The 20,135-nt window shown below is 70.5% G+C and carries 15 protein-coding genes and 1 tRNA gene; 6 read left to right on the top strand and 10 right to left on the bottom strand.

From position 1 onward, the window contains the following. Positions 1–42: 42 nt before the first annotated feature. Entirely contained in the window at positions 43–2,481 is a 2,439-nt protein-coding gene (locus TBR22_RS24730; protein ID WP_239490512.1) for an exo-beta-N-acetylmuramidase NamZ domain-containing protein, read from the top strand. Positions 2,482–2,601: 120 nt separating this feature from the next. Here the strand turns inward: TBR22_RS24730 and ggt are convergent, their stop codons facing one another. From ggt to TBR22_RS24700, 6 genes are all read right to left on the bottom strand, one after another. Then, a complete protein-coding gene (gene ggt / locus TBR22_RS24725; protein ID WP_239490511.1) occupies positions 2,602–4,347 on the bottom strand; it encodes a gamma-glutamyltransferase in 1,746 nt (581 codons plus the stop codon). Between the two features lie 63 nt (positions 4,348–4,410). Beyond that, the gene (locus tag TBR22_RS24720) at positions 4,411–4,791 is read right to left on the bottom strand and encodes a PIN domain-containing protein (protein ID WP_239490510.1); all 381 of its coding nucleotides are present in this window, start codon (positions 4,789–4,791) and stop codon (positions 4,411–4,413) included. After that, entirely contained in the window at positions 4,778–5,041 is a 264-nt protein-coding gene (locus tag TBR22_RS24715; protein WP_239490509.1) for an AbrB/MazE/SpoVT family DNA-binding domain-containing protein, read from the bottom strand. The genes TBR22_RS24720 and TBR22_RS24715 overlap by 14 nt, the downstream gene beginning before the upstream one ends. Positions 5,042–5,081: 40 nt before the next feature. Beyond that, positions 5,082–7,148 carry an LpqB family beta-propeller domain-containing protein gene (locus TBR22_RS24710; RefSeq protein ID WP_239490508.1) on the bottom strand — a complete coding sequence of 689 codons (2,067 nt, stop codon included), beginning with the start codon at positions 7,146–7,148 and terminating at the stop codon, positions 5,082–5,084. Between the two features lie 76 nt (positions 7,149–7,224). Beyond that, positions 7,225–7,905: a response regulator transcription factor gene (locus TBR22_RS24705; protein WP_239490507.1), complete on the bottom strand. Its 681-nt coding sequence runs from the start codon at positions 7,903–7,905 to the stop codon at positions 7,225–7,227. After that, entirely contained in the window at positions 7,902–9,035 is a 1,134-nt protein-coding gene (locus tag TBR22_RS24700) for a sensor histidine kinase KdpD (protein WP_239490506.1), read from the bottom strand. The genes TBR22_RS24705 and TBR22_RS24700 overlap by 4 nt, the downstream gene beginning before the upstream one ends. A gap of 232 nt (positions 9,036–9,267) precedes the next feature. Here TBR22_RS24700 and TBR22_RS24695 point away from each other — a divergent pair, with 232 nt between their 5' ends. After that, positions 9,268–10,905 carry an alpha/beta hydrolase gene (locus TBR22_RS24695; protein WP_239490505.1) on the top strand — a complete coding sequence of 546 codons (1,638 nt, stop codon included), beginning with the start codon at positions 9,268–9,270 and terminating at the stop codon, positions 10,903–10,905. 59 nt (positions 10,906–10,964) lie between these two features. Here the strand turns inward: TBR22_RS24695 and TBR22_RS24690 are convergent, their stop codons facing one another. The 4 genes from TBR22_RS24690 to TBR22_RS24675 form a co-directional block, all read right to left on the bottom strand. Then, positions 10,965–11,705: an SDR family NAD(P)-dependent oxidoreductase gene (locus TBR22_RS24690; protein WP_239490504.1), complete on the bottom strand. Its 741-nt coding sequence runs from the start codon at positions 11,703–11,705 to the stop codon at positions 10,965–10,967. 172 nt (positions 11,706–11,877) lie between these two features. Further along, positions 11,878–12,291 carry a DUF420 domain-containing protein gene (locus TBR22_RS24685; RefSeq protein WP_239490503.1) on the bottom strand — a complete coding sequence of 138 codons (414 nt, stop codon included), beginning with the start codon at positions 12,289–12,291 and terminating at the stop codon, positions 11,878–11,880. 210 nt (positions 12,292–12,501) lie between these two features. Beyond that, a complete protein-coding gene (cyoE, locus tag TBR22_RS24680; protein ID WP_239490502.1) occupies positions 12,502–13,392 on the bottom strand; it encodes a heme o synthase in 891 nt (296 codons plus the stop codon). Between the two features lie 219 nt (positions 13,393–13,611). Next, positions 13,612–15,003: a M23 family metallopeptidase gene (locus tag TBR22_RS24675; RefSeq protein WP_239490501.1), complete on the bottom strand. Its 1,392-nt coding sequence runs from the start codon at positions 15,001–15,003 to the stop codon at positions 13,612–13,614. Between the two features lie 84 nt (positions 15,004–15,087). Between TBR22_RS24675 and TBR22_RS24670 the strand changes: the two genes are divergently transcribed. The 4 genes from TBR22_RS24670 to TBR22_RS24655 all read left to right on the top strand — a co-directional run bounded on the left by TBR22_RS24670 (position 15,088) and on the right by TBR22_RS24655 (position 20,004). Next, a tRNA-Glu gene (locus TBR22_RS24670) sits at positions 15,088–15,162 on the top strand. Between the two features lie 54 nt (positions 15,163–15,216). Continuing rightward, a complete protein-coding gene (locus TBR22_RS24665) occupies positions 15,217–17,262 on the top strand; it encodes a CHASE2 domain-containing protein (protein ID WP_239490500.1) in 2,046 nt (681 codons plus the stop codon). After that, a complete protein-coding gene (locus TBR22_RS24660) occupies positions 17,259–18,380 on the top strand; it encodes a M48 family metalloprotease (RefSeq protein WP_239490499.1) in 1,122 nt (373 codons plus the stop codon). The genes TBR22_RS24665 and TBR22_RS24660 overlap by 4 nt, the downstream gene beginning before the upstream one ends. Positions 18,381–18,564: 184 nt before the next feature. Continuing rightward, on the top strand, positions 18,565–20,004 hold the full coding sequence (locus tag TBR22_RS24655) for a mechanosensitive ion channel family protein (protein WP_239490498.1): 1,440 nt from the start codon (positions 18,565–18,567) through the stop codon (positions 20,002–20,004). Positions 20,005–20,135 lie beyond the last annotated feature (131 nt).

Raw genomic sequence — 20,135 nt, 5'->3', positions numbered from 1 at the left:
TCCCGTTCGGGTTGCGGTCCGCACGGGGCATAATTCGCTGCCATGCCGCGAATGCTCGCCCCCGCCGTGTGCCTGCTCGCCTCCCTGCTCGTGACGCCCCTGGCACACGCGCAGGCGCCCTCCCGGACCACGCGCCCGCCGCGCCAGCCGGCACCGTCGGGCCGCTTCGACCGAGGCAGGCTGGCCGCCATCGTGAAGACCGTCGAGGCGGCGATCGCTCGCAAGGAACTGCCAGGGGCCGTGGTGGCCGTCGGCACGGAGCGGGCCGTCGAGTGGCAGGCCTCGATCGGCCAGCGCCAGGTGCAGCCGACGCCGGAGCCGATGACCGCCGACACCATCTTCGACGCCGCGTCGCTCACCAAGGTGGTCGCCACGACCACGGCGGTGATGATGCTGGTCGAGGAGGGCAAGCTGCGGCTCACCGACCGCGTCGCCATGCACCTGCCGGGCTTCGAGAAGTACGGCAAGCGCGACATCACCATCCGCCACCTGCTGACGCACACCTCCGGCCTCCGTCCCGACCTCGAGTTCAACCCCGAGTGGAACGGCTACGACACGGCGATCAGCAAGGCGCTCGACGAGGTGCCCGTGGCGCGCATCGACGAGCGCGTCATCTACTCCGACATCAACTTCTTCCTGCTGGGACACCTCGTGAAGGTGGTGTCTGGCGAGCCGCTCGACGAGTTCACGCGCAAGCGGGTGTTCGTGCCGCTCGGCATGAAGGACACGATGTTCCGTCCGCCCGCCTCGCTGACGTCGCGCATGGCGCCCACCGAGAAGTGCCGGCCGATCTCGTTCCCGTGCGGGCAGGCCGATGGCACGTGGCTGCGCGGCGTGGTGCACGATCCCACGGCGCGGCGCATGGACAACGTCGCGGGCCACGCCGGGCTCTTCACGACGGCCGCCGACCTCTCCCGCTTCGCGCGCATGCTGCTCAACGGCGGGTCGCTCGAAGGCGTGCGCATCCTCGCGCCGCTCACCGTGGCGCGCATGACCTCGCCCTCCACGCCGCCCGGCGAGCGCAACGTGCGTGGGCTGGGCTGGGACATCAACTCGAGCTATTCGGCCAACAAGGGCGACCTGCTGCCGGCGCGCTCCTTCGGCCACACGGGCTTCACCGGCACGTCGCTGTGGATCGATCCCGGCACCAGGACGTTCATCGTGTTCCTGTCCAACCGTGTCCACCCCGACGGCAAGGGCGACGTCGGCGCCCTCCGCGCGCGCGTCGCCAACATCGTCGGCGGCGCCATCCGGGTCGCACCCGCGCCGGTGGTCGACACGCACGACTTCTCGGCGGTGGGGCCGTCGGGCACGGTGGGCGGGCGCTCGACGCCCCTCCGGACCATGACTGGCATCGACGTGCTGCAGGCCGAGGGCTTCGCGCGGCTCGCCGGCCGGAAGATCGGCCTGCTCACCAACCACACCGGTCGCACGCGCGGCGGGCAGTCGACCATCGACGCGTTCGTCGCGGCGAAGAACCTGACGGTGGTCGCGTTGTTCAGCCCGGAGCACGGCATCCGCGGCATCCTCGACGAGGACGTGCCCTCGTCGGTGGACGAGAAGACCGGGCTGACGATCCACTCGCTGTACGGCAAGACCCGCCGGGTGACGCCGGAGATGCTGCAGGGCATCGACACGATGGTGGTGGACCTGCAGGACATCGGCGCGCGGTTCTACACGTACATGTCGGCGCTGGGGTACCTGCTCGAGGACACGGCGTCGCGGGGCATCGAGGTGGTCGTGCTCGACCGGCCGAACCCGATCAATGGCTGGCAGGTGGAGGGGCCCAAGCCCGATCCGCTGCCCGAGGGCGCCGAGCGCAGCTACATCGCGTACTTCCCGACGATGCCGGTGCGGCACGGGATGACGCTGGGCGAACTGGCGAGGCTGTTCAACGAGGAGCGCAGGATCGGCGCGAAGCTCTCGGTCGTCGAGATGCGCAACTGGTCGCGCGACGCGTGGTGGGACGAGACGGCCCTGATGTGGGTGAACCCGTCGCCGAACATGCGCAACCTCACGCAGGCGACCATGTACCCGGGCGTCGGCGCAGTCGAGTACGCGAACCTGTCGGTGGGGCGCGGCACCGATGCGCCCTTCGAGCGCATCGGCGCGCCCTGGATCGACGGCACGCTGCTGGCCGAGGAGCTCAACGCGCGCAACCTGCCGGGCATCAGGTTCTACCCGATCATGTTCACGCCCTCGTCGAGCGTGTACAAGGACGAAGCCTGCCAGGGCATCTACTTCATCGTCACCGACCGCACGGCGCTGCGCCCGGTGCGCGTCGGCCTCGAGATCATCGCGGCCATCGCCAGGCTGTTCCCGGGCAAGCTCGAGTTGCGGCGGACGGCGACGCTGTTCGGGTCGGCCGACCAGCTCGCGCGCGCGATGACGGGTGAGGACCCGGCGCAACTCGCCGCGCAGTGGGCGCAGGACGAGGTCAACTGGACGACGCTGCGGGCGAAGTATCTGCTGTATCGGTGACGGGAGTCGGGAGTCGGGAGTCGGGAGTCGGGAGTCGGGAATCGGGAATCGGGGCGGGTAGGACGTGGTCTCCGACCGCGCCGCCATCGACGACGGCGCGGTGGGGACACCGCGCCCTGCCTAATACCCGGCCGCGGAGCCGTGCAGGCGCGGGTCGGCCATGCCGCGCCACTGGCCGTTCTTGCGCGTGATCGTCGCGGCGACAGTCCAGCCCGTCGAGGGCACCTCGAAGAAGGTGAGTCGGTGCCCGAGTCGCTCGAGGGCGGCCGTGGTGGCCGCGTCGAAGCCGTCCTTCTCCAGGGCGATCGCGTCCGGCAGGTGCTGGTGATGGATGCGGGGACCGCTCATCGCCGCGCCGACGTCGACGCCGTGATCGACGATGGCCGACAGCAGCTGGAAGACGGTCGTGATGATGTAGGGCCCACCGCTCGCGCCGGTCACCAGCGCTGGCGCGCCGTCCCCACCGAAGACGATCGTGGGGGTCATCGCGGAGAGCATGCGCTTGCCAGGCGCGATGGCGTTGGCCTCGCCCTGCACCAGGCCGAACTGGTTGGGGGCGCCCGGCTTGCTGGCGAAGTCGTCCATCTCGTTGTTCAGCAGGAAGCCCGCGCCCGTCACCGTCACCGCCGAGCCGAAACCGGAGTTGATCGTGGTCGTGAGGGCCACCGCGTTCCCGAAGCGGTCGGCCACCGAGAAGTGCGTGGTATGCGGCCCGTCGGGGCCCGCACCGGTCCGGCCGGAGACCTCCGACGACGGCGTGGCGCGGTCGCTCCTGATCGAGCGGGCGAGCTGCTGCGCGAAGGCCCTCGACGACAGCCTGAGGATGTCGACCTTGACGAAGTCGGAGTCGCCGAGCTGCTCGTTGCGAACGGCGAAGGCGCGCCGCATCGCTTCGGCCTGCAGGTGTGCCGTCGTGGCGGAGCGCCAGCCGAGGGCCTTCAGGTCGTGAGACTCGAGCTGTTGCGCGATCATCGCCAGCGTCACGCCGCCTGACGAGGGCGGGGGCATGCTGGCGATGCGGTGTCCGCGGTAGGTGAACACGATGGGGTCGCGCCAGCGAGCGGCATAGCCGGCCAGGTCGTCGTGCGTGATGATGCCGCCACCGCGACGCATCTCGGCCACGAGGAGGTCGGCCGTCTCGCCCGTGTAGAAGCCGTCGCGCCCGCGCTGCGCGATGCGTGACAGCACGCGTGCGAGGTCGGGATTGGCCAATCGTGCCTCCGGCGCGAGGGGCGCGCCGCCGGGCAGGAACAGCCGCGCCGACTCGGGGAAGCGCGCCAGGCGCGACGCCTCGGCCGTGATGTCGCCTGAGACGTCGCGACCTACCAGGAAGCCCTGCTCGGCGAGTGCGATGGCGGGCTGCAGGAGGTCGGCCCAGGGGCGCGTGCCGTGCCGGCGATGCAGCTCCCAGAGCCCGGCAACACTGCCCGGTACGCCGGCGGCCAGGTGCCCGGTCACGGATCGGTCCGTCGGTGCACCGGCGGCATCGAGGTACATGTCGCGATGCGCGGCGCCGGGAGCCGTCTCCCGGAAGTCGAGTGCGGTCGTCGAGCCGTTCACGTGCAGCACCGCAAGGCCGCCACCGCCGACGTTGCCGGCTTCGGGCCACACGACCGCGAGTGCGAAGGCGACGGCGATGCTCGCATCGACGGCGGTCCCTCCTGCGCGCAGCACGTCGAGGCCGACCTGCGTCGCCAGCGGTGCGTCGGTGACGACCATGCCGTGTTCACCCGTCGCGACGGGGGCGTCGAGGCGGTGCGGCCAGGCTGCCGGGACCGAACCGGCCGTCGCCTCGGGCGTGGTCGGGCGGGCGCAGCCGACCGCGAGGGCCAGCAGCAGGAGCGAGGCGGCGTACCGTGTGTGCAAGGCCCGCATTATCGCGCCAGTGCGCCGAATGGTCGCTCTTCCCGCTGCCGTTGTCTCCCGGAGTCAGAGCCTGGCTGTGCCCTCGAGCTTGCCGAGGGCGCGATCGAAGGTGGCGAGAGGTACGTGCCCTGCCGCCCTGGCCAGTTCGACCACCAGGCAGTCGGAGAAGCCCAGGGCCGGACGGCGCCGGAACACCTGGAGCGCGGCCTGCGCGGCATCGGCGTGCTGGAGCACCAGGCTCCGATGGTTCAGCAGCATCTCGAGGGCCAGGGCGATCTGCCTTGCATCGCGCTCGTAGACGGTGCCGAGTACCCACATCGCCTCGACGAGGACGACGACCGACACCCACGCTCCCGGCTGCACGAAGGCATCCGCGGCGGCCGCCTGCCTGGCGTCATCCCGCGTCAGCAGGCGGACGAGCACGTTGGTGTCAACCGCGCGCATGGCGGGCCCGGACGTGCGCCCGGATACCTTCCTTCAAGGCGCGAAGGGACCGCCGCTCGGGGGACGCATCACCGAAGAGGGCGTGCTGGATGTCCTCGGAGGTGTATGTGCCCGAGCGTCGGACGACGATCGCGTCGCCCTCCTGTGTCCACTCCAGCAGGCTCCCGGGCCCGATGCCGAGCTTGCGTCGCACCTCTGCCGGCACCGAGACCTGGCCCTGGGCGGTCAGCCGTGAACGTGTGATGACCATGAGCGCACATTACCACGGTAATGTGTCGTGCCGCCGGCCCTCACCGTCCGTCGCGGAGGTCCAGCGCCAGCACCTCGCGCTGCTGCGTCCGTCCACTGAGGGCAATCTGCCTGCCGTCCGGATGGACGCTGATGTGCGTGAGTCCTGCGACCTTCATCGGCAGTTCCTGGGCGGGCCCACCCGCGGCAGGCACGCGCCAGACGGTTCCCGCCGGCATCTGGGCGACGTAGATGGACTGGCCATCTGGCGCCCACGCCAGCGCCTGGCCCAGTTGCGAACCGGTGAAGACCTGGCGCGCCGGACCGCCGTCGACTGGGGCCACCTCGATGATGTCGGTCGACGGCGCGGTCGCCGTGAGGTCGACCGCACGGCCGTCCGCCGATCGCCTCCGCACCACCGCCAACGTGCGTCCGTCGCGCGACAGCGCGAAAGTCACGATCGGCCCCTGTGCGACGACCGACGTCGCGCCCGTGGCGATCTCGCGCCGCGTGACGTGACCCGACTGCGTCACGAGGTACAGGAACCGGCCGTCCGGCGAATGGACGACCGGATAGCTGCTGTTGGCGCTGTCGGCGCCGTCGGCTGCGAGCAGCAACTCGACGCGCCCGGACGAGAGGTCGACGCGCTGCAGGCCGAACCGACCCTTGACGTCCTGGCCATCGAGGATCAGGTGGCGCCCATCGGGTGCCCATGACACGAGGGGGTAGAACCAGTTGAGCGCGACGGGCACGGTGCGCACCTCGCCTGAGTGCGTCGAGGCCACCGACAGCATGCGGAGGTTGTTCTGGTAAGGGCGAGACGACAGGTAGGCCATCGACGCACCGTCGGGTGACCACGTGCCCACGAACCGGTTGCCCGTGAAGCCACCGCCGACGGGACGCTCGGCCGCCGTGGCCCGGCCCGTGGTGGGGTCGATCGACGCGATGTGCACGTCGGCCGAGCGTGGCCGGATGCCGTAGACGAACTCGCCCCGCCGCGTGAACCCCATCGGTGCGGCCACGAAGTCGATGTCGCGCTTGACCAGCCGAGGCTCCCCCGCGGCCCGGCCATCGACGACGTCGAGCGCGTAGGCATCGTTGGAGCCTGACCGGTCGCTCGTGATGAGCAGGCGCTTGCCGTCGGGGAACCACCCGAGCACCTGGTCGTGTGCCGTGTGATCGACGAGCGTCGCTTCCCGCGAACCATCGACGGCGATCACGAACACGTCGCGCGCCCGGCCATCGTCGGTCGGTGAGTGGTCGTAGGCGATGAAGCGGCCATCCGGCGAGAAGCTCATGTTCATGGGCGACCGCCAGTCGAACGTCTTGAGCACGCGGACGGCGTCGTCGGCGACCGATACCAGGACGAGTTTCTGGACGCCGTCGGTGTTCACCTGCACGGCGATGTGGCGGCCGTCAGGCGACCAGTCGAACGGCTGCATCCAGCCCTTCGCCGGCAACTCGTACAGCACCCGGGGCTGGCCGCCGGTGCGATCGATGACGCGCAGGTCGTAGCGAAGACGCTCGTTCAGCCAGACGTAGGCCAGCCTGGTGTCGTCGGGCGAGAAGATCGAGTGCTCCACGTACTCGTAGGGCTTCGTGCCGGACGTGAGCCTGGTCATCTCTCCGGTAGCCAGGTCGCGGATCATCAGCATGCCGCGCCCGGTGCGGTCGCCCCCCGACAGGTACCTGCCGTCATGCGACACGCGCCCGCGATGATCGACGTCGGCGCCACTCCACAGCGAGCGGACGGCCGGCGTGGTGGTCGCCTGCGCGGTGGTCGCCGAGAGGCGGGTGCGCGCGACCTTCAGGGCCGAGGGCTGGTCAGGGTACTGGGCCACCAGTCGCTGATAGGCCCGCGCGGCCTGCGGGTCGCCGAGCTTGCGATACGCTTCCGCCGCGCGCAGCAGTGCCTGCGCAGCCGTGGCCCTGTCAGTGCTGCCGTAGCGTTCGACGATGGCCAGGTACTGCGGGATCGCGCGCTTCGGGTCGCCATCGACGACCTCCGTGTCGGTGGCTGTCCGCAGCAGGGCCTGCGCCGACGAGGCGGGGCCTTGAGCGGCAAGGCTGCCGGACAGTGCGGTGAGCAGCGCCGCTGTGGTGACGTGCATCAGGATACGGGTCTTCATGTCGAGCCTCCTGGCGTCACTCTAGGCAGCCGTCGTCGACCCCTCACCCAGCGCGCGTGGAGTTTGCGTCGAGCCGTCAGCCATCGAACCGGTACCCGATGCCGCGCACGCTCCTGATGTGCTGCGGGGAGGTCGGCACCGCCTCCACCTTCTTGCGCAGGTTCAGGATGTGCGTGTCGACCACGCGATCGCCGATGTACACGTTGTCGCCCCAGGCCTGCCGGATCAACTGCTCACGGGTGAGGACGCGGCCGCGACTGCGCGAGAACACCCGAAGCAGGCGCAACTCGAGCGCCGTCACGTCCACGACCACGCCTGCCCGCCGGAGTTCCGCCCGATCGAAGTCCACCTCGCACTGGCCGAACCGGTACGTGCCCGCGCTGTCATCGTCGTCGGCGAACCGGCGGGTCACGGCCTTGATCCGCGCGCGCAGTTCGGCGGCGCTGAACGGCTTGGTCACGTAGTCGTCGGCGCCAACCTCGAGCCCGAGCACCTTCTCGGCCTCCTGCGTGCGCGCGGTGAGCATGATCACCGGCGTCTTCACCCGCAACCGCCGGAGTTCGCGGCAGACCTCGAAGCCATCGCGCAGCGGCAGCATCACGTCGAGCAGGATGACGTCCCACGCCCCGTCGCGCGCGCGGCGAAGCCCCGCCTCGCCGTCTCGTGCGACGTCGGTGTCGTGCCCGTGCCGCGCCAGGTCCTCCTGCAGACCCAGGGCGATGTCCGGGTCGTCTTCGATGATGAGGATGCGACTCATGACACTCGATCCCTCGCGCAGTCATCCGTGGCGGCCTGCGCCGCCGGTAGCCGCACCGTGAACGTACTGCCGCGACGGCCATCGCTCTCGACGGTGATGTCGCCATCGTGCGCGCGGACGATCTCGCGCACCATGGCCAGGCCGATGCCACTGCCATTGATGCCATAGGTGCGGCTGGAGGCGCCGCGCACGAACTTCGTGAAGATCCTCGACTGCTCGGCGTGCGGCACGCCGAGGCCCTCGTCGCGCACGCTGATCGCCACGGTGTCGCCGACGCGTTCGGCCAGGACGTCGATGCGGCGGCCGTCCCCGGAGTACTTCACGGCGTTCTCCAGCAGGTTGCGCAGGGCACGACCGAGGGCCTCGTCATCGGCGACGACGTCACCGCAGGCAGGGTCGATCCGGCACCCGACCACGAAGTCCGTGGGCGCACCATCTCGCCTGAAGGTGTGCACGACGGCGGTCACCAGCGTCTCCACGGCCACCCGCGTCATCCGGTACGTGTAGGCGCCGGCCTCCATGCGCCCGAAATCGAGGAGCGTCTCGACGAGGTGCTGCAGCCGACCCACGGCCCGCGCCTGCGCCAGGTAGAAGAGGCGGCGCTTCTCGCTCGGGGGCTCCGGCGCGTCGTTGAGGAGTTCGGTGAACTGCTGCAGCGACGTGAGGGGCGTGCGGAACTCGTGCGACACGGCCGATACGAAGTCCGACTGCAGGCGCGCGACCTCGAGTTCGTGTGCGACCCCGCGCGCCACGATGACGGCGCCGGAGGCGACCACCACCATCAGCAGGCCAAGCCCGGCGAGGATCACGGTTCGCCGTGCGCCGTCGTCTTCGGAGCCTGACGTCGCAGGCGCATCGGCGAACACGAGCGTCCACGGGAGACCGGTGTCCGCCGCCGCGCGACGCAGCAGCGGGGTGTCTGCGCCTGACGCGGTCCGCGTGTGCCTGAGGTCGGGATTCACGAACGTCACGTCGAGTCCCGCGGGCGTCCCGAGCGGAGCCAGCCATGTACGCGACCGGAAGCGAGGCCCCGCGATCAACGCGACGACGGCGCCATCTGCTGCTGGCTGCCACAGTGCGGTGATGTCGCCAGCCTGGTGCGGGTACACCGCGCGGCCCGGCGACGTCATCCCGCCGCGAGTCCACTGCCACCAGAGGGTGTCGGCCAGAGGAGTCGCTTCGGGCCTCGAAACCAGGAGTGCGAGGCAGGCATGAGCTTCGTGCGGGCAGTAGCTTGCCGTATCGCCGTGGGCGTGTCACGGGGCTCGGGTCGGCGCCGCGTCGAGAGTGTGTCGAGTTCCGGTCAAGCCATCCGGGCCGCGGTTGGTCGCGCCGGCCCCACGCTGGCCGATAATGCGGCACATGCGCAACCGGCTTGCGGAGGTGCTCGGCGTCGCCCTGCTGTTCGTCGTGACAGGTGCGGGGCAGCCCGCCCACGCGCAACCGGCCGCCAAGGACTGCCTGCCGCTGAAGCCGGCGGGCACACAGGGCGGCGCGCTGCTGCCGGGGGGGCTGATGAACGTGCGGTTCGGCGGGAGCACCCGCGAGCCGCTCGCGCTCGACGTGTACCCGCACGCCGATACGGCGGCGCGACCTCTCGCCGTGGTGCTGCGCGGCGGCAAGGGCACGGTCGGCCAGCGCTCGTCGTACGTCGGCCAGCTCGTCGAGCTGTTCGGCGACGCCGGATACGTCGCTGCGACGGTCGACTACCGGTCTGGTGGCGGTGATGCCGCGGCCGAGGACCTCACGGCGGCGCTGCGGATGCTCACGACGTGCCACGCCGCGGCACTGCACGTCGACCAATACAGGACGGTGCTGGTGGCCGAAGACAGCGCGGCGCCCGTCGCACTGCGGGTCGCGGCCCGCCTGCTCGAACTGCGGCTCGGTCGGTTCGCCGGTGCGCCGGCAGCGCCGGCGTCGGTCGTGATCGTCGGCGGCCGCTTCGCCGGTGCCACGCTCCCGGCCGTCCCCACGCGCATCGTCCATGGCGGCGCCGACTCGGAGGTGCCCGTGGCCGAGGCCCGCACCGCGTGCGCGAAGGCCACCGCGGCATGCGAGGTGGTGGAGGTGCCCGGCGCGAGCCATCGCGTGGAGAACTGGTGGCCCTCGCAGTGGGGCTACAAGGCGGCGCTGATCGCGTCGCTGGCGCCACGGGTCGGGCTGGTGCCGGCCGCCGCGCGCGCGGCCGCCAGGGCCGACGGACTCCGCAAGCGCGTCGTGTACGACACGGCCCACGGGCTCTCCCTCGATGCGTGGGTGCCCTCGACGCCCGGACCGCACGGCGCCGTCGTGCTGGTGCACGGCGGCGGCTGGGAGGCCGGCGACCGCGTCACCTACATCGCGCCGATGCTGGCGCTGGCCGCCTCTCGCGGCCTGGCGTGGGTGTCGATCGACTACCGGCTCACGCCCGCCGTCACCAACCGCGAGCAGGTGGCCGACGTGCAGGCCGCGCTGCAGTACGTCCGCGCGCACGCAACGGACCTGCGCATCGACCCGAAGCGCCTCGTGCTGGTCGGCGAGTCCGCGAGCGGGCAGCTCGTGACGCTGGTCGGCAGCCGCGACCCCTTACTCGCGGGCATCGTCTCGTTCTACGGCGTGTACGACCTCGAGGCGATGGCCGGTGACCCGTCCAACCCGCGCTCGCTGGCCCGACGACTGTTCGGCATCACGCGCCTTGACGACGCGGCGGTGGCCACGTTGCGCCAGCACTCCCCGCTACACCAGTCGCCCGAGTCGGCCAGGTCGCAGCCGCCCACGCTGCTCGTCGTCGGCACCGCCGACCGGCTCGTCGCGGAGTACCGCGCCTATCTCATGCACCTGGCCGTCAATCTCGCCAACGCCGAGGGCATCGAAATCGAGGGCGCGCCACACGGCATGGAGGCGTGGCACGAGGAACCCGCCTGGCGCGTATGGGAGCAGAAGGTCGGCGACTGGATCAGCGCGCGGGTGGGCGGGGACCAGGCCCAGGGCTCAAGGCTCAGGGCCCAGAGAGCACACTGATTTCGAGAGTCCGCCCGCTCGTCGCCGATGTCGCCTTACCCGGTGCCCGGTGCCCGACCCTACTTCACGTGCCGTCCGCCGTCGACGCGAATCGTCTCGCCGGTGATGAACTGCGTGGTCACGAGCAGCATCACGGCGCGCGCGATCTCGAGCTCGCCGCCCCAGCGCTGCAGCGGCGTGGCCTCGGCGACCTCGCGTTTCTCTTCCTCGCTCAGGTCCGGCGGCGGGACGATGGGGCCAGGCGCGATGGCGTTCACGAGGATGCGCTCGGAGGCGAGCTCGAGCGCCAGCGCCTCGGTCAGCGCCTTCACGCCGGCCTTCGCGACGTAGTACGCGACGAACCCCGTGTAGCCGGCCCGGCCGCTGGCCGGTAACCAGTCGGTGAAGTTCACCACGTGCGCCGGCGTGCGTCGCCGCAGCAGTGGCAGCATCGCGTGCGTCACGTGGAAGGCCGACGACAGGTTGGCGTCGATGTCGGCGCGCCATGCCGCGGCGTCGATCGCCTCGAGCGGGCGCGACACGTACGTCGACGCCATGTTCACGACGATGTCGAGGCTGCTGAGGCGCGCATCGACGTCGCGCGCCAGCCGTGCGCAGTCCTCGGGACGACTCACGTCCGCCTGCAGCACCAGCGCCTGTCGACCGAGCGCCTGGACGCGCGCGGCCGTGTCCTCCGCTTCCTGCCGCGAGGAGCGATACGACAGCACCACGTCGGCGCCGGCGCGGGCGAGTTCCTCGGCCACGACCTGGCCGATGCGCTTGCCGCCGGTGATCAACGCGACACGATGAAGCAGTTGCATGAAGGGTCCTCGCAGGCGGCCTTCGTCATTCGGCCGTCGGCCTTCGGAAGAACGGTGAAATCCGCGCAACAGGTCTCGCGATGGTGGGCGGATGAGACGTGGTGCAAGTCAGCCCAACCGTGCACAACAGCTTCCGGTGCCCGATCCGCGATCCCCGATCCCCGATCCCCGACTACATCCGATACAGCATCAGGTACACGATCACACCGGTCACCGACACGTACATCCAGAGCGGCCACGTGACGCGGGCGATACGGCGATGCGGGTCGAAGCGGCCCGACAGCGCTCGCGACACCGTCATCAGCACCATCGGCACGATGGCCGTGGCGAGGATCACGTGCGAGATCAGGATGACGAAGTACACCACGCGCAGCAGGCCCGTCCCGCCGAAGGGCCTGGAGCCGGCGTGGTAGTGGTAGATCACGTAGCTGGTGAGGAACGCGGCCGACGAGGCCAGCGCGCCGAGCATGCACAGCCGGTGCGGCCCGATGCGCCGCTGGCGCACGAACACGTACCCGGCCGCCAGGAACAGCGTGGCCAGCAGGTTGAGGCTGGCGTTGAGCGCGGGGAGGTCGGAGACGGTCACGTCGGCGCGGGGTCGGGAATCGGGAGTCGGGAGGGGGGAGTCGCCGAAAGTTGGGCGCCGCCGGATCAGCCCGGCGGTTCCCGCAGCATGTGCCTCGAGAGTATGACGCCGAGTCCCCGCTCCGCGTTCTTGGCGGCGCTTGCGTGCATCAGCAAGCCTGGGTCGGTTGCGCGTTTGCGACTCCCGACTCCCGACTCCCGACTCCCGTTCCTACGGTACCCGCGTGGCAATCATGAACAGCCAGATCAACGGCAGGTAGATCAACGAGCCCAGGAACAGCTGGCGTGCGGTCTGCCGGTGCAGGTCGCGCGCGAAGCGGATCGCCAGCACGAGGAACGCGAGGCCCAGCACCAGCGCGACGACGAAGTACAGCGGTCCGGCCAGGCCGGTCAGCGCCGGCGCCAGGCTGACCGGAATCAGCGCGGCGGTGTACATGACGGTCTGTCGGGCGGTGCTCTTGCCCGTCGGCTCCACCACCGGCAGCACCGGGAAGCCGGCTCGCTCGTACTCCTCGCGGAACAGCCACGCCAGCGACAGGAAGTGCGGCATCTGCCACAGGAACACGATGGCGAACATCAGCCAGGCCTCGCGAGTCAGCGAGTTGGTGGCCGCGGCCCAGCCGATCACCGGCGGCAGTGCGCCTGGAATGGCGCCGACCACCGTCGCCAGCGACGAGCGGCGCTTCATCGGCGTGTACCAGACCACGTAGCTGACCAGCGTCGCGAAGGCGACCACGGCGCTGAGGTGATTGACGCCGAAGGTGAGCTGCGCGAGCCCCAGTGCGCTGAGGATCATGCCGAACACGTAGGCGCGCCATGGCGTCAGCCGCCCATCGGGGAGCGGCCGCAGGCGCGTCCGCGCCATCAGGCCGTCGACGTCGGCTTCGTACAACTGGTTGAACACCGCCGACCCGCCCGCCACCAGCGCCGTGCCCACCACGGCGTGGAACAGCACGACCGGGTCGACGTGCCCGGCCACACCCAGCCAGTACCCCACCCCGGTCGTGAACACCACGAGCAGGTTCAGGCGCGGCTTGGTGAGCTGCAGGTAGTCCGACATCCGGGTCGAGGTCAGGGGAAACGTGGCGGCGTGAGGGCGCATGGCCAATCGAGGGGCGTGTGCCCCAAACGTCAAGTATAGACGCCCGGGGCGGGTAGGGCCCGTTCTCGCCTCCCGACTCTGCTCGGGGCGACCTGAGTGCAGCCGAACGTCGAACGGGCCGTCTGCTTCGTTGCGGTGTTGGCGACGGCCGGCTTGGAGAGCCGGCCCTACCCAAGGGCGTCGCCTACCCAGGCCGACCGTCGACCTGAAGGTCGACGGCTACGGGGTGGGCACTGCCACCGCCGGCGCGCCGGCGGCGCGCAGCTTGCGCATCACGCGATCCTCGATCCACTGCGAACTCCACCAGTCGACCGGGTTCACGAACTCGCCCTGCAGGACCATCGTGAAGTGCAGGTGGTCGCCCCCGGCGAGGCCGGTCTGGCCGCTGCGCCCGAGTTCGGCGTTCATCTCCACGGTCTGTCCTTCCTGCACGCCGATCGAGCTGAGGTGACCGTACAGCGACTGCAGGCCCATGCCGTGATCGACGATCACGCAGTTGCCGTAGATCCCCAGGAAGCCGGCGAAGACGACCACGCCACGGTTGGCCGCGTGGATGGGCGCGTTCTGCAGTGAGGCGAGGTCGAAGCCGAGGTGCACCTGCTTGTCCACGTCCTTGCCCTGATAGGTGTAGGTGCGCTCGTCGGCAAAGCCGGCCTCGACCGCCGAGTTCATCATCTGGCGGAACGGGCCACGCCAGAGGATTTCCTTCGCGCTCCTCGTGAGGCTGATCTGCCGGATCGTGTCGTTGTTGCGCTTGCGCAGCTCGCGGTTGATGGTCAGGTAGCTGCCGAGCAGGTCGTTGGCATCGGCCACCTGCAGGTCCGGCGTGTTCTGCAGGATCGCCGGCACCACTTTCTGGAGGAACGCGTCGTCGAGGGGGATGGTGCTCTTGCGGAACTGCTTCGGCGTGACCTTCGCGTCGACGCTGGCCCGCGCCTGGTTGCCCGCCTCGTCCCGCGCCCAGAGCGACACGGGCGCGGCCGGCGACTCGTTGAAGAGGAACGGGAAGAACACGACGCGCAGCCCGGGCGCCGCATTCGGGATCCCCGCACCGGCGGCCGGCAATCCCACGAACTCGCGATCGCCGACCCGCACGCCCGACGGCACGTCGGCCGGGTTCACCTGGTAGACCACCACCTCGGCGCCGCCCTGGTTGATGAAGTGGAACTGCGACAGCACGGCCAGTGTCGGCGGCGTGAGGCGCACCTGCAGGTCCTTGCGAACCACGCTGCTCACGCGCCGCAGACCGAACAGCACGGGCCGGGTCGCTTCGATGACCAGCGTCGCGGTGCCGGTCTTCAGGCCGGGCGCCACGCTCCTGCCGATCTCGCCGGCCACGCTCACGCGGTCGGCGCCGGGCGCCACCTTCAGGGCCTGCGGCGCGGCCAGCGTCCCGAGCGCGGTCGCCTGGCCACCCTGCTCGAGCCGCACCGACATGTCGGTGAGCGCGCCCCCCGGGGCGTACACGTCGAACTTGAGGGGCGTCTTCTGCCCGATGACGCTGGAGGGGGAAGCGAGGGTGATGGTGGGACCCGCGGCGCGACCCGCGAGGAACCACACGAGTCCGAGGCCGACCAGGGCCACCAGCAGCACGGCGAGGAGCTTGCGCATCCCCGCGATCATAACAAGCCGACCCGGCGCACGGTTGACAGCACCGCGCCTCGTGCGTATCCTCGAAGGTCTGTGTGCCTGGACGGCGGTATCGTCTAGGGGTTAGGACACGTGGTTCTCAGCCACGGGACCGGGGTTCGAATCCCCGTACCGCTACCAACCATGGCGCTCAGCCAGCCGACCAGCCCCGCCCCGCGGGGCTTTGTCGTCTAGATGCGTACCCGCTTCCTCCAAGCGGCCGCGATGGGCCTGGCCTGTGGCCTGGCGGCGCTGCTGCTCGGCGCCCTGCCGTTCTTCCGGGTCGCCGAATCCAAGCTCTACGACCTCGCCCTTCGCAGCACCGCGCGGCCCGCGCAGGCCAACCGTGCGATCGCCATCGTCGAGATCGACGAGATCAGCCTGAGGCGCCTCGAGCCCGTCGTGGGGCGCTGGCCGTGGCCCCGCCTGGTCCACGCCGTCGTCATCGATTTCCTGGCGCGCGGACCGGCCAAAGCCGTCGCCTACGACATCAGCCTCACCGATCGCGACCGGCGATCGGGCTTCGACGTCGGTGGCACCACGTGGACGGGCGCCGAGTCGGACCAGGCGCTCGTGGACTCCACGAAGGCGGCCGGCAACGTCGTGCACCTGGCCGAGGGAGTCTTCGAGGGAGCCACGGGCGCCGACGACGTGAACCGGGTGCTGAAGGCGGCGCCGCAGGGCGCCTACCCGCTGGACGAGAGCGTGGACCTCCGGCCGGCGCTCTCCGGACCGTTCCCGGGACTCGGCGAGGCGGCGCGCGCGCTCGGGCACAACGTGATGCTCGTCGAGGAGGACGGCCCGGTGCGGCAGATCATCCCCTTCGTGCGGCGGGATGGGGTGTTCCTGCCGTCGCTCGGGATCGCGGCCGCCCAGATGGCGCTCGGCGTCCCCAGTGCGCAGGTCCGGCTGGAGGGCGACATGCTTCGGATCGGGTCGGCACGCGTGCCGGCGCCGGTCGTCGAGATCCCGCGCTTCGAGCAGCAGCAGGGACCGGTCGCCACCGGCCGACGCTCGTTCATCCGGTACCGCGGACCGGCCGTCCTGCCGGACGGCCGCACGCCGACCTTCCGCACGTATTCGTTCTACGACCTCTTCTACTCGGAGCAACAACTGCTCGAGGGGCAGAAGCCGCTCGTGTCGCCGTCCGACTTCAAGGACGCCCTGGTGTTCGTCGGGGCGACCGCGGTCGGGCTGAAGGACGTGTTCCCGGTGCCGTTCGGCAACACGGGTGGCATGGCGGGTCCTCACATCCACGCCAACGTGGCCGACATGGTGCTGTCGGGGCAGGTCGTCCGCCGACTCGACCGGTGGCTGTGCGTTCTCCTGGCGCTGCTCGTTTCCGTGTGTGCGCGCTTCTCCGTGATGCCCGCGCGGGCGACGGTGGGGCTGGCTGCGGCGGCGGGCCTGCTGGCGGCGGTGCACCTGGCGGGCATCTTCGCCTTCGGGCGGGGCCTCTGGGTGCCCCTCGTGCCGGCCACGCTCGGGTGGGTGCTGGCCGCGGGCGGCGGGTTCGCCTACCAGTACGTGGTCGAGGGCCGCGAGAAGCGGCAGGTGCGCGGGCTGTTCTCGCGCTACCTGTCCAAGGACGTGTACGAACAGGTGCTGGCCAACCCGGCGCTTGCCGAGCTCGGGGGCCGTCGCCGGCAGATGTCGGTGCTCTTCTCGGACATGCGCGGCTTCACCACGCTGTCGGAGAGCGGCGATCCCGAGGCGCTGGTCAGGCAGTTGAACGAGTACTTCTCGCGGATGGTGGACGTGCTGTTCGCCCACCGCGGGACGCTCGACAAGTTCGTCGGCGACATGGTCATGGGTCTGTTCGGCGCGCCGCTCGACGACCCGGATCACGCCGAGCATGCCGTGGCGACGGCCATCGCCATGGTGCAGGAGCTCGAGGTGCTCAACGCCGGGTGGCGGGCCGAGGGGCGTCCCGCGCTCGGCATCGGCATCGGCATCAACACCGGCGAGATGATCGCCGGGACGATCGGCTCGCGGCAGGTCCGGAGCTACACCGTCATCGGCGATGCGGTGAACCTCGGGGCGCGGCTCGAGTCGTTGAACAAGGAGTACGGTACGCAGATCATCATCAGCGACGCCACCCGCCGGCAACTGCGCACGCCCCGCGCGCTGCGCCCCCTCGGGTCCGTCGTGGTGAAGGGCAAGAGCGTGCCTGTCGATATCTTCGAGGTCATCGTGCCATCTACGGCCACCATCGAAGGCCCGAAAGGAATGCCATCGTGAAGGTTCCCTCCCTCTTCCTGTGCGCCCTGGTGACCCTCGGGCTGGCCAGCCCGGCGGCGGCGCAGTTCGGCCTGCTGGAGCAAGGCGCCAAGCGCGCCAAGCAGATCAACGACTTCCGCTGGACCGACGAGGAGAAGGCAGCGCTCGGCGCCCGGGTGAGCGAGCTCGTACGGCAGCGCTACGGGGTCGTGCAGGACCCGGCGGTCCACAAGTACGTGACGCTGGTCGGGCGCACCATCACCGAGAAGACCGCGAAGCCGGGCCTGCCCTGGACCTTCATCGTCCTCGACACCGACGCGGTCAACGCGTTCGCGGCGCCGCACGGCTACGTCCACATCACCCGGGGCGCCCTCGCGCTGATGAAGAACGAGGCGGAACTGGCCGGCGTGCTCTCGCACGAGATCGTGCATGTCACCGAGGAGCACACGATCGACACCCTGAAGAAGAACACGCTCAAGAGCGCGGCCGCCGAGGAGGTGTCCGGCGGCAACGCCCTGATCGAGTTCCTCGCCAACGCGGCGTACAACAACATCCTCGACAACGCCTACAGCCGGGGCGACGAGGGCAGCGCCGACACGCTGGGCATCGCGCTGATCAGCAAGGCCGGCTACGCGCCGCAGGGGCTCGGCAGCTTCCTCGGCACGCTGGCCGAGCGCAACAAGAGCGCCACCGAGAAGCGTGGCCTCTTCAGCTCGCACCCCGAGATGCAGGCGCGGCAGGACAAGCTCACCGCGACGATCACCAAGGAGAAGCTGGCCGGCACGCAACTGGTGGAGGCGCGCTACAAGTCGAGCATCTCCTACAAGCCGGTGCCGCAGTCGCAGATCGCCACGGTGGCCGCCGGCACCAAAGGCCTGGCGGGTGGCTCGGGCGGCAGCAAGAGCGCCGAGCCCGCCCCGGCGAAGGAAGAGGCACCCAAGAAGAAGGGCTTCGGCCTGTCCAAGCTGACCGGCGGGGGCGGCAGCGAGACCAAGTCGGCGCAGGTCGTCGGCTCGGGAGGCGCCCGAGGACTCGACCCCGAGAAGGACGCCAAGGGCGGCGGCAACCCGGCGGTCGTGGCGGTCAAGGTGACCCCGGCCGACGTCCAGGCGTTCAAGAAGGCGGGGCAGCTGACGTAACGTTTAACGTTTAACGTTTGACGTTTGACGTTTGACGTTGACGTTTGACGCGTACAGCGCCGGGGCGTTGGCCGGAGGGCTCGGACACCATGCCGCACGACGACAGCATGCTTTCTGAGCCCTGCGCCCTGAGTCCTGAGCCCTTTCCGAAGGCCGAAGGCCCAATGACGAAGGCCGCCTGATCGTGTCCGTGCAACTCATCGTCGGTGTGCTGGTGCTGGTCCTCGCCCTCGCGGCGCGGGCCGGCACCCGCAACACCTACGTGCAGCGCAAGCTGGTGCTGTCGGTGGCGCTCGCCGCCGGCTACCTCGTGGCGCACCTGCTCGCCCTGTGGCCGGGCACGCCGCCGGGCATCGGCCGCACGCTGGCGACGATCGAGCCCGTGCTGCTGGTGCTGGCGGCCAGCAACCTGATCGTCCTGCTGGCGGTGAATCCGTTCCGCGAGGATCGGCTGCCCGAGCGCCTGCCGGCCATCCTGCAGGACGCCATCACCGTGGCGCTGTTCGTCACGGTCGTCGTCCTCTTCTTCAACGACCGCCTGCAGCTGACGGCAGCGGCCGGCGCCGTCGTGCTCGGCCTGGCGCTGCAGGACACGCTCGGCAACGCCATTGCGGGCCTGGCGCTGCAGGCCGACCAGCCGTACAAGGTGGGCGACTGGATCCGCGTCGGCGATCACGAGGGCCGGGTCACCCAGATCTCCTGGCGGTCCACGGTGCTGCGCACGCGCGAGAGCACGCTCGTGGCGCTGCCCAACAGCAGCATCGCCGACGGCGCCATCGTCAACTTCTCCGAGCCGGCGCCGCCGACCCGCGTGTTCGTCGACGTCGGCGTCACCTACACGGCGCCGCCCAACCAGGTGAAGGCCGTGATCGGCGAGGCACTCGCGGCGGTGCCGCTGGCCATGTCCTCGCCGGCCCCCGACGTGCTCGTGGTGGACTTCGCCAACTCGGCGATCACCTATCGTGCCCGGTGCTTCGTGCAGGACATGGAGCGCGCCTCGCTGGCCCAGGACCAGATGCGCACCGCGATCTGGTACACCTTCCAGCGCCACGGCCTCGACATCCCGTACCCGATCCAGGTGGAGTACTCGCCCGGCGCGATGCCGGTCGTCAGCTTCCCGGAACAGGCGGACCTGCCGGCGCTGATTGGCGGAAGCGTCCTGCTCGGCGGCCTCAGCGCCGACGCGCGGGCCACGCTGGCAGCCTCGGCGCGTCCGCGGCTCTATGGAAGCGGCGAGACGATCGTCCGCCAGGGCGAGACCGGTCGCACGAGCTTCCTGGTGGCGCGGGGCGTGGTGCGGGTCAGCCTCGCGCCCGATGACCAGGAGGTCGCGCGGCTCGGCGTCGGCGAGGTGTTCGGCGAGATGTCGTGGCTGACCGGGGAACCGCGCTCGGCCACCGTCACGGCGACCACGGACACGCTGGTGTTCGAACTCGACGACACGACCCTGCGCGCGCTGGCGGAAGGCACCCCGGGCGTGCTCGAGACCCTCGCCGAGGCCGTCTCCCGTCGGCGCGCCGAACTGCAGGTGCTGTCGGCCGATCACGCCACGCGCCGCGGCGCCGCGGTGGAGGCGCCTGCCTCGCTCGTCGCGCGCATGAAGCGCTTCCTGCGCCTGCGCTAGAAACGCGAAACGGGAGCGCGACGGTATACCCGCCTGCGACTCCCGCTCGTGGCCTCTCGGCCGAAGGGGCGGACGCCTGTTCGGCGTCCCGGGACGGCTGCCGGCGCCGGACATCTGCCGGCCGCTGTACC

Source organism: Luteitalea sp. TBR-22 (assembly GCF_016865485.1).
Taxonomy (GTDB): Bacteria; Acidobacteriota; Vicinamibacteria; order Vicinamibacterales; family Vicinamibacteraceae; genus Luteitalea.
This window is presented reverse-complemented; position numbering and strand designations above follow the sequence as displayed.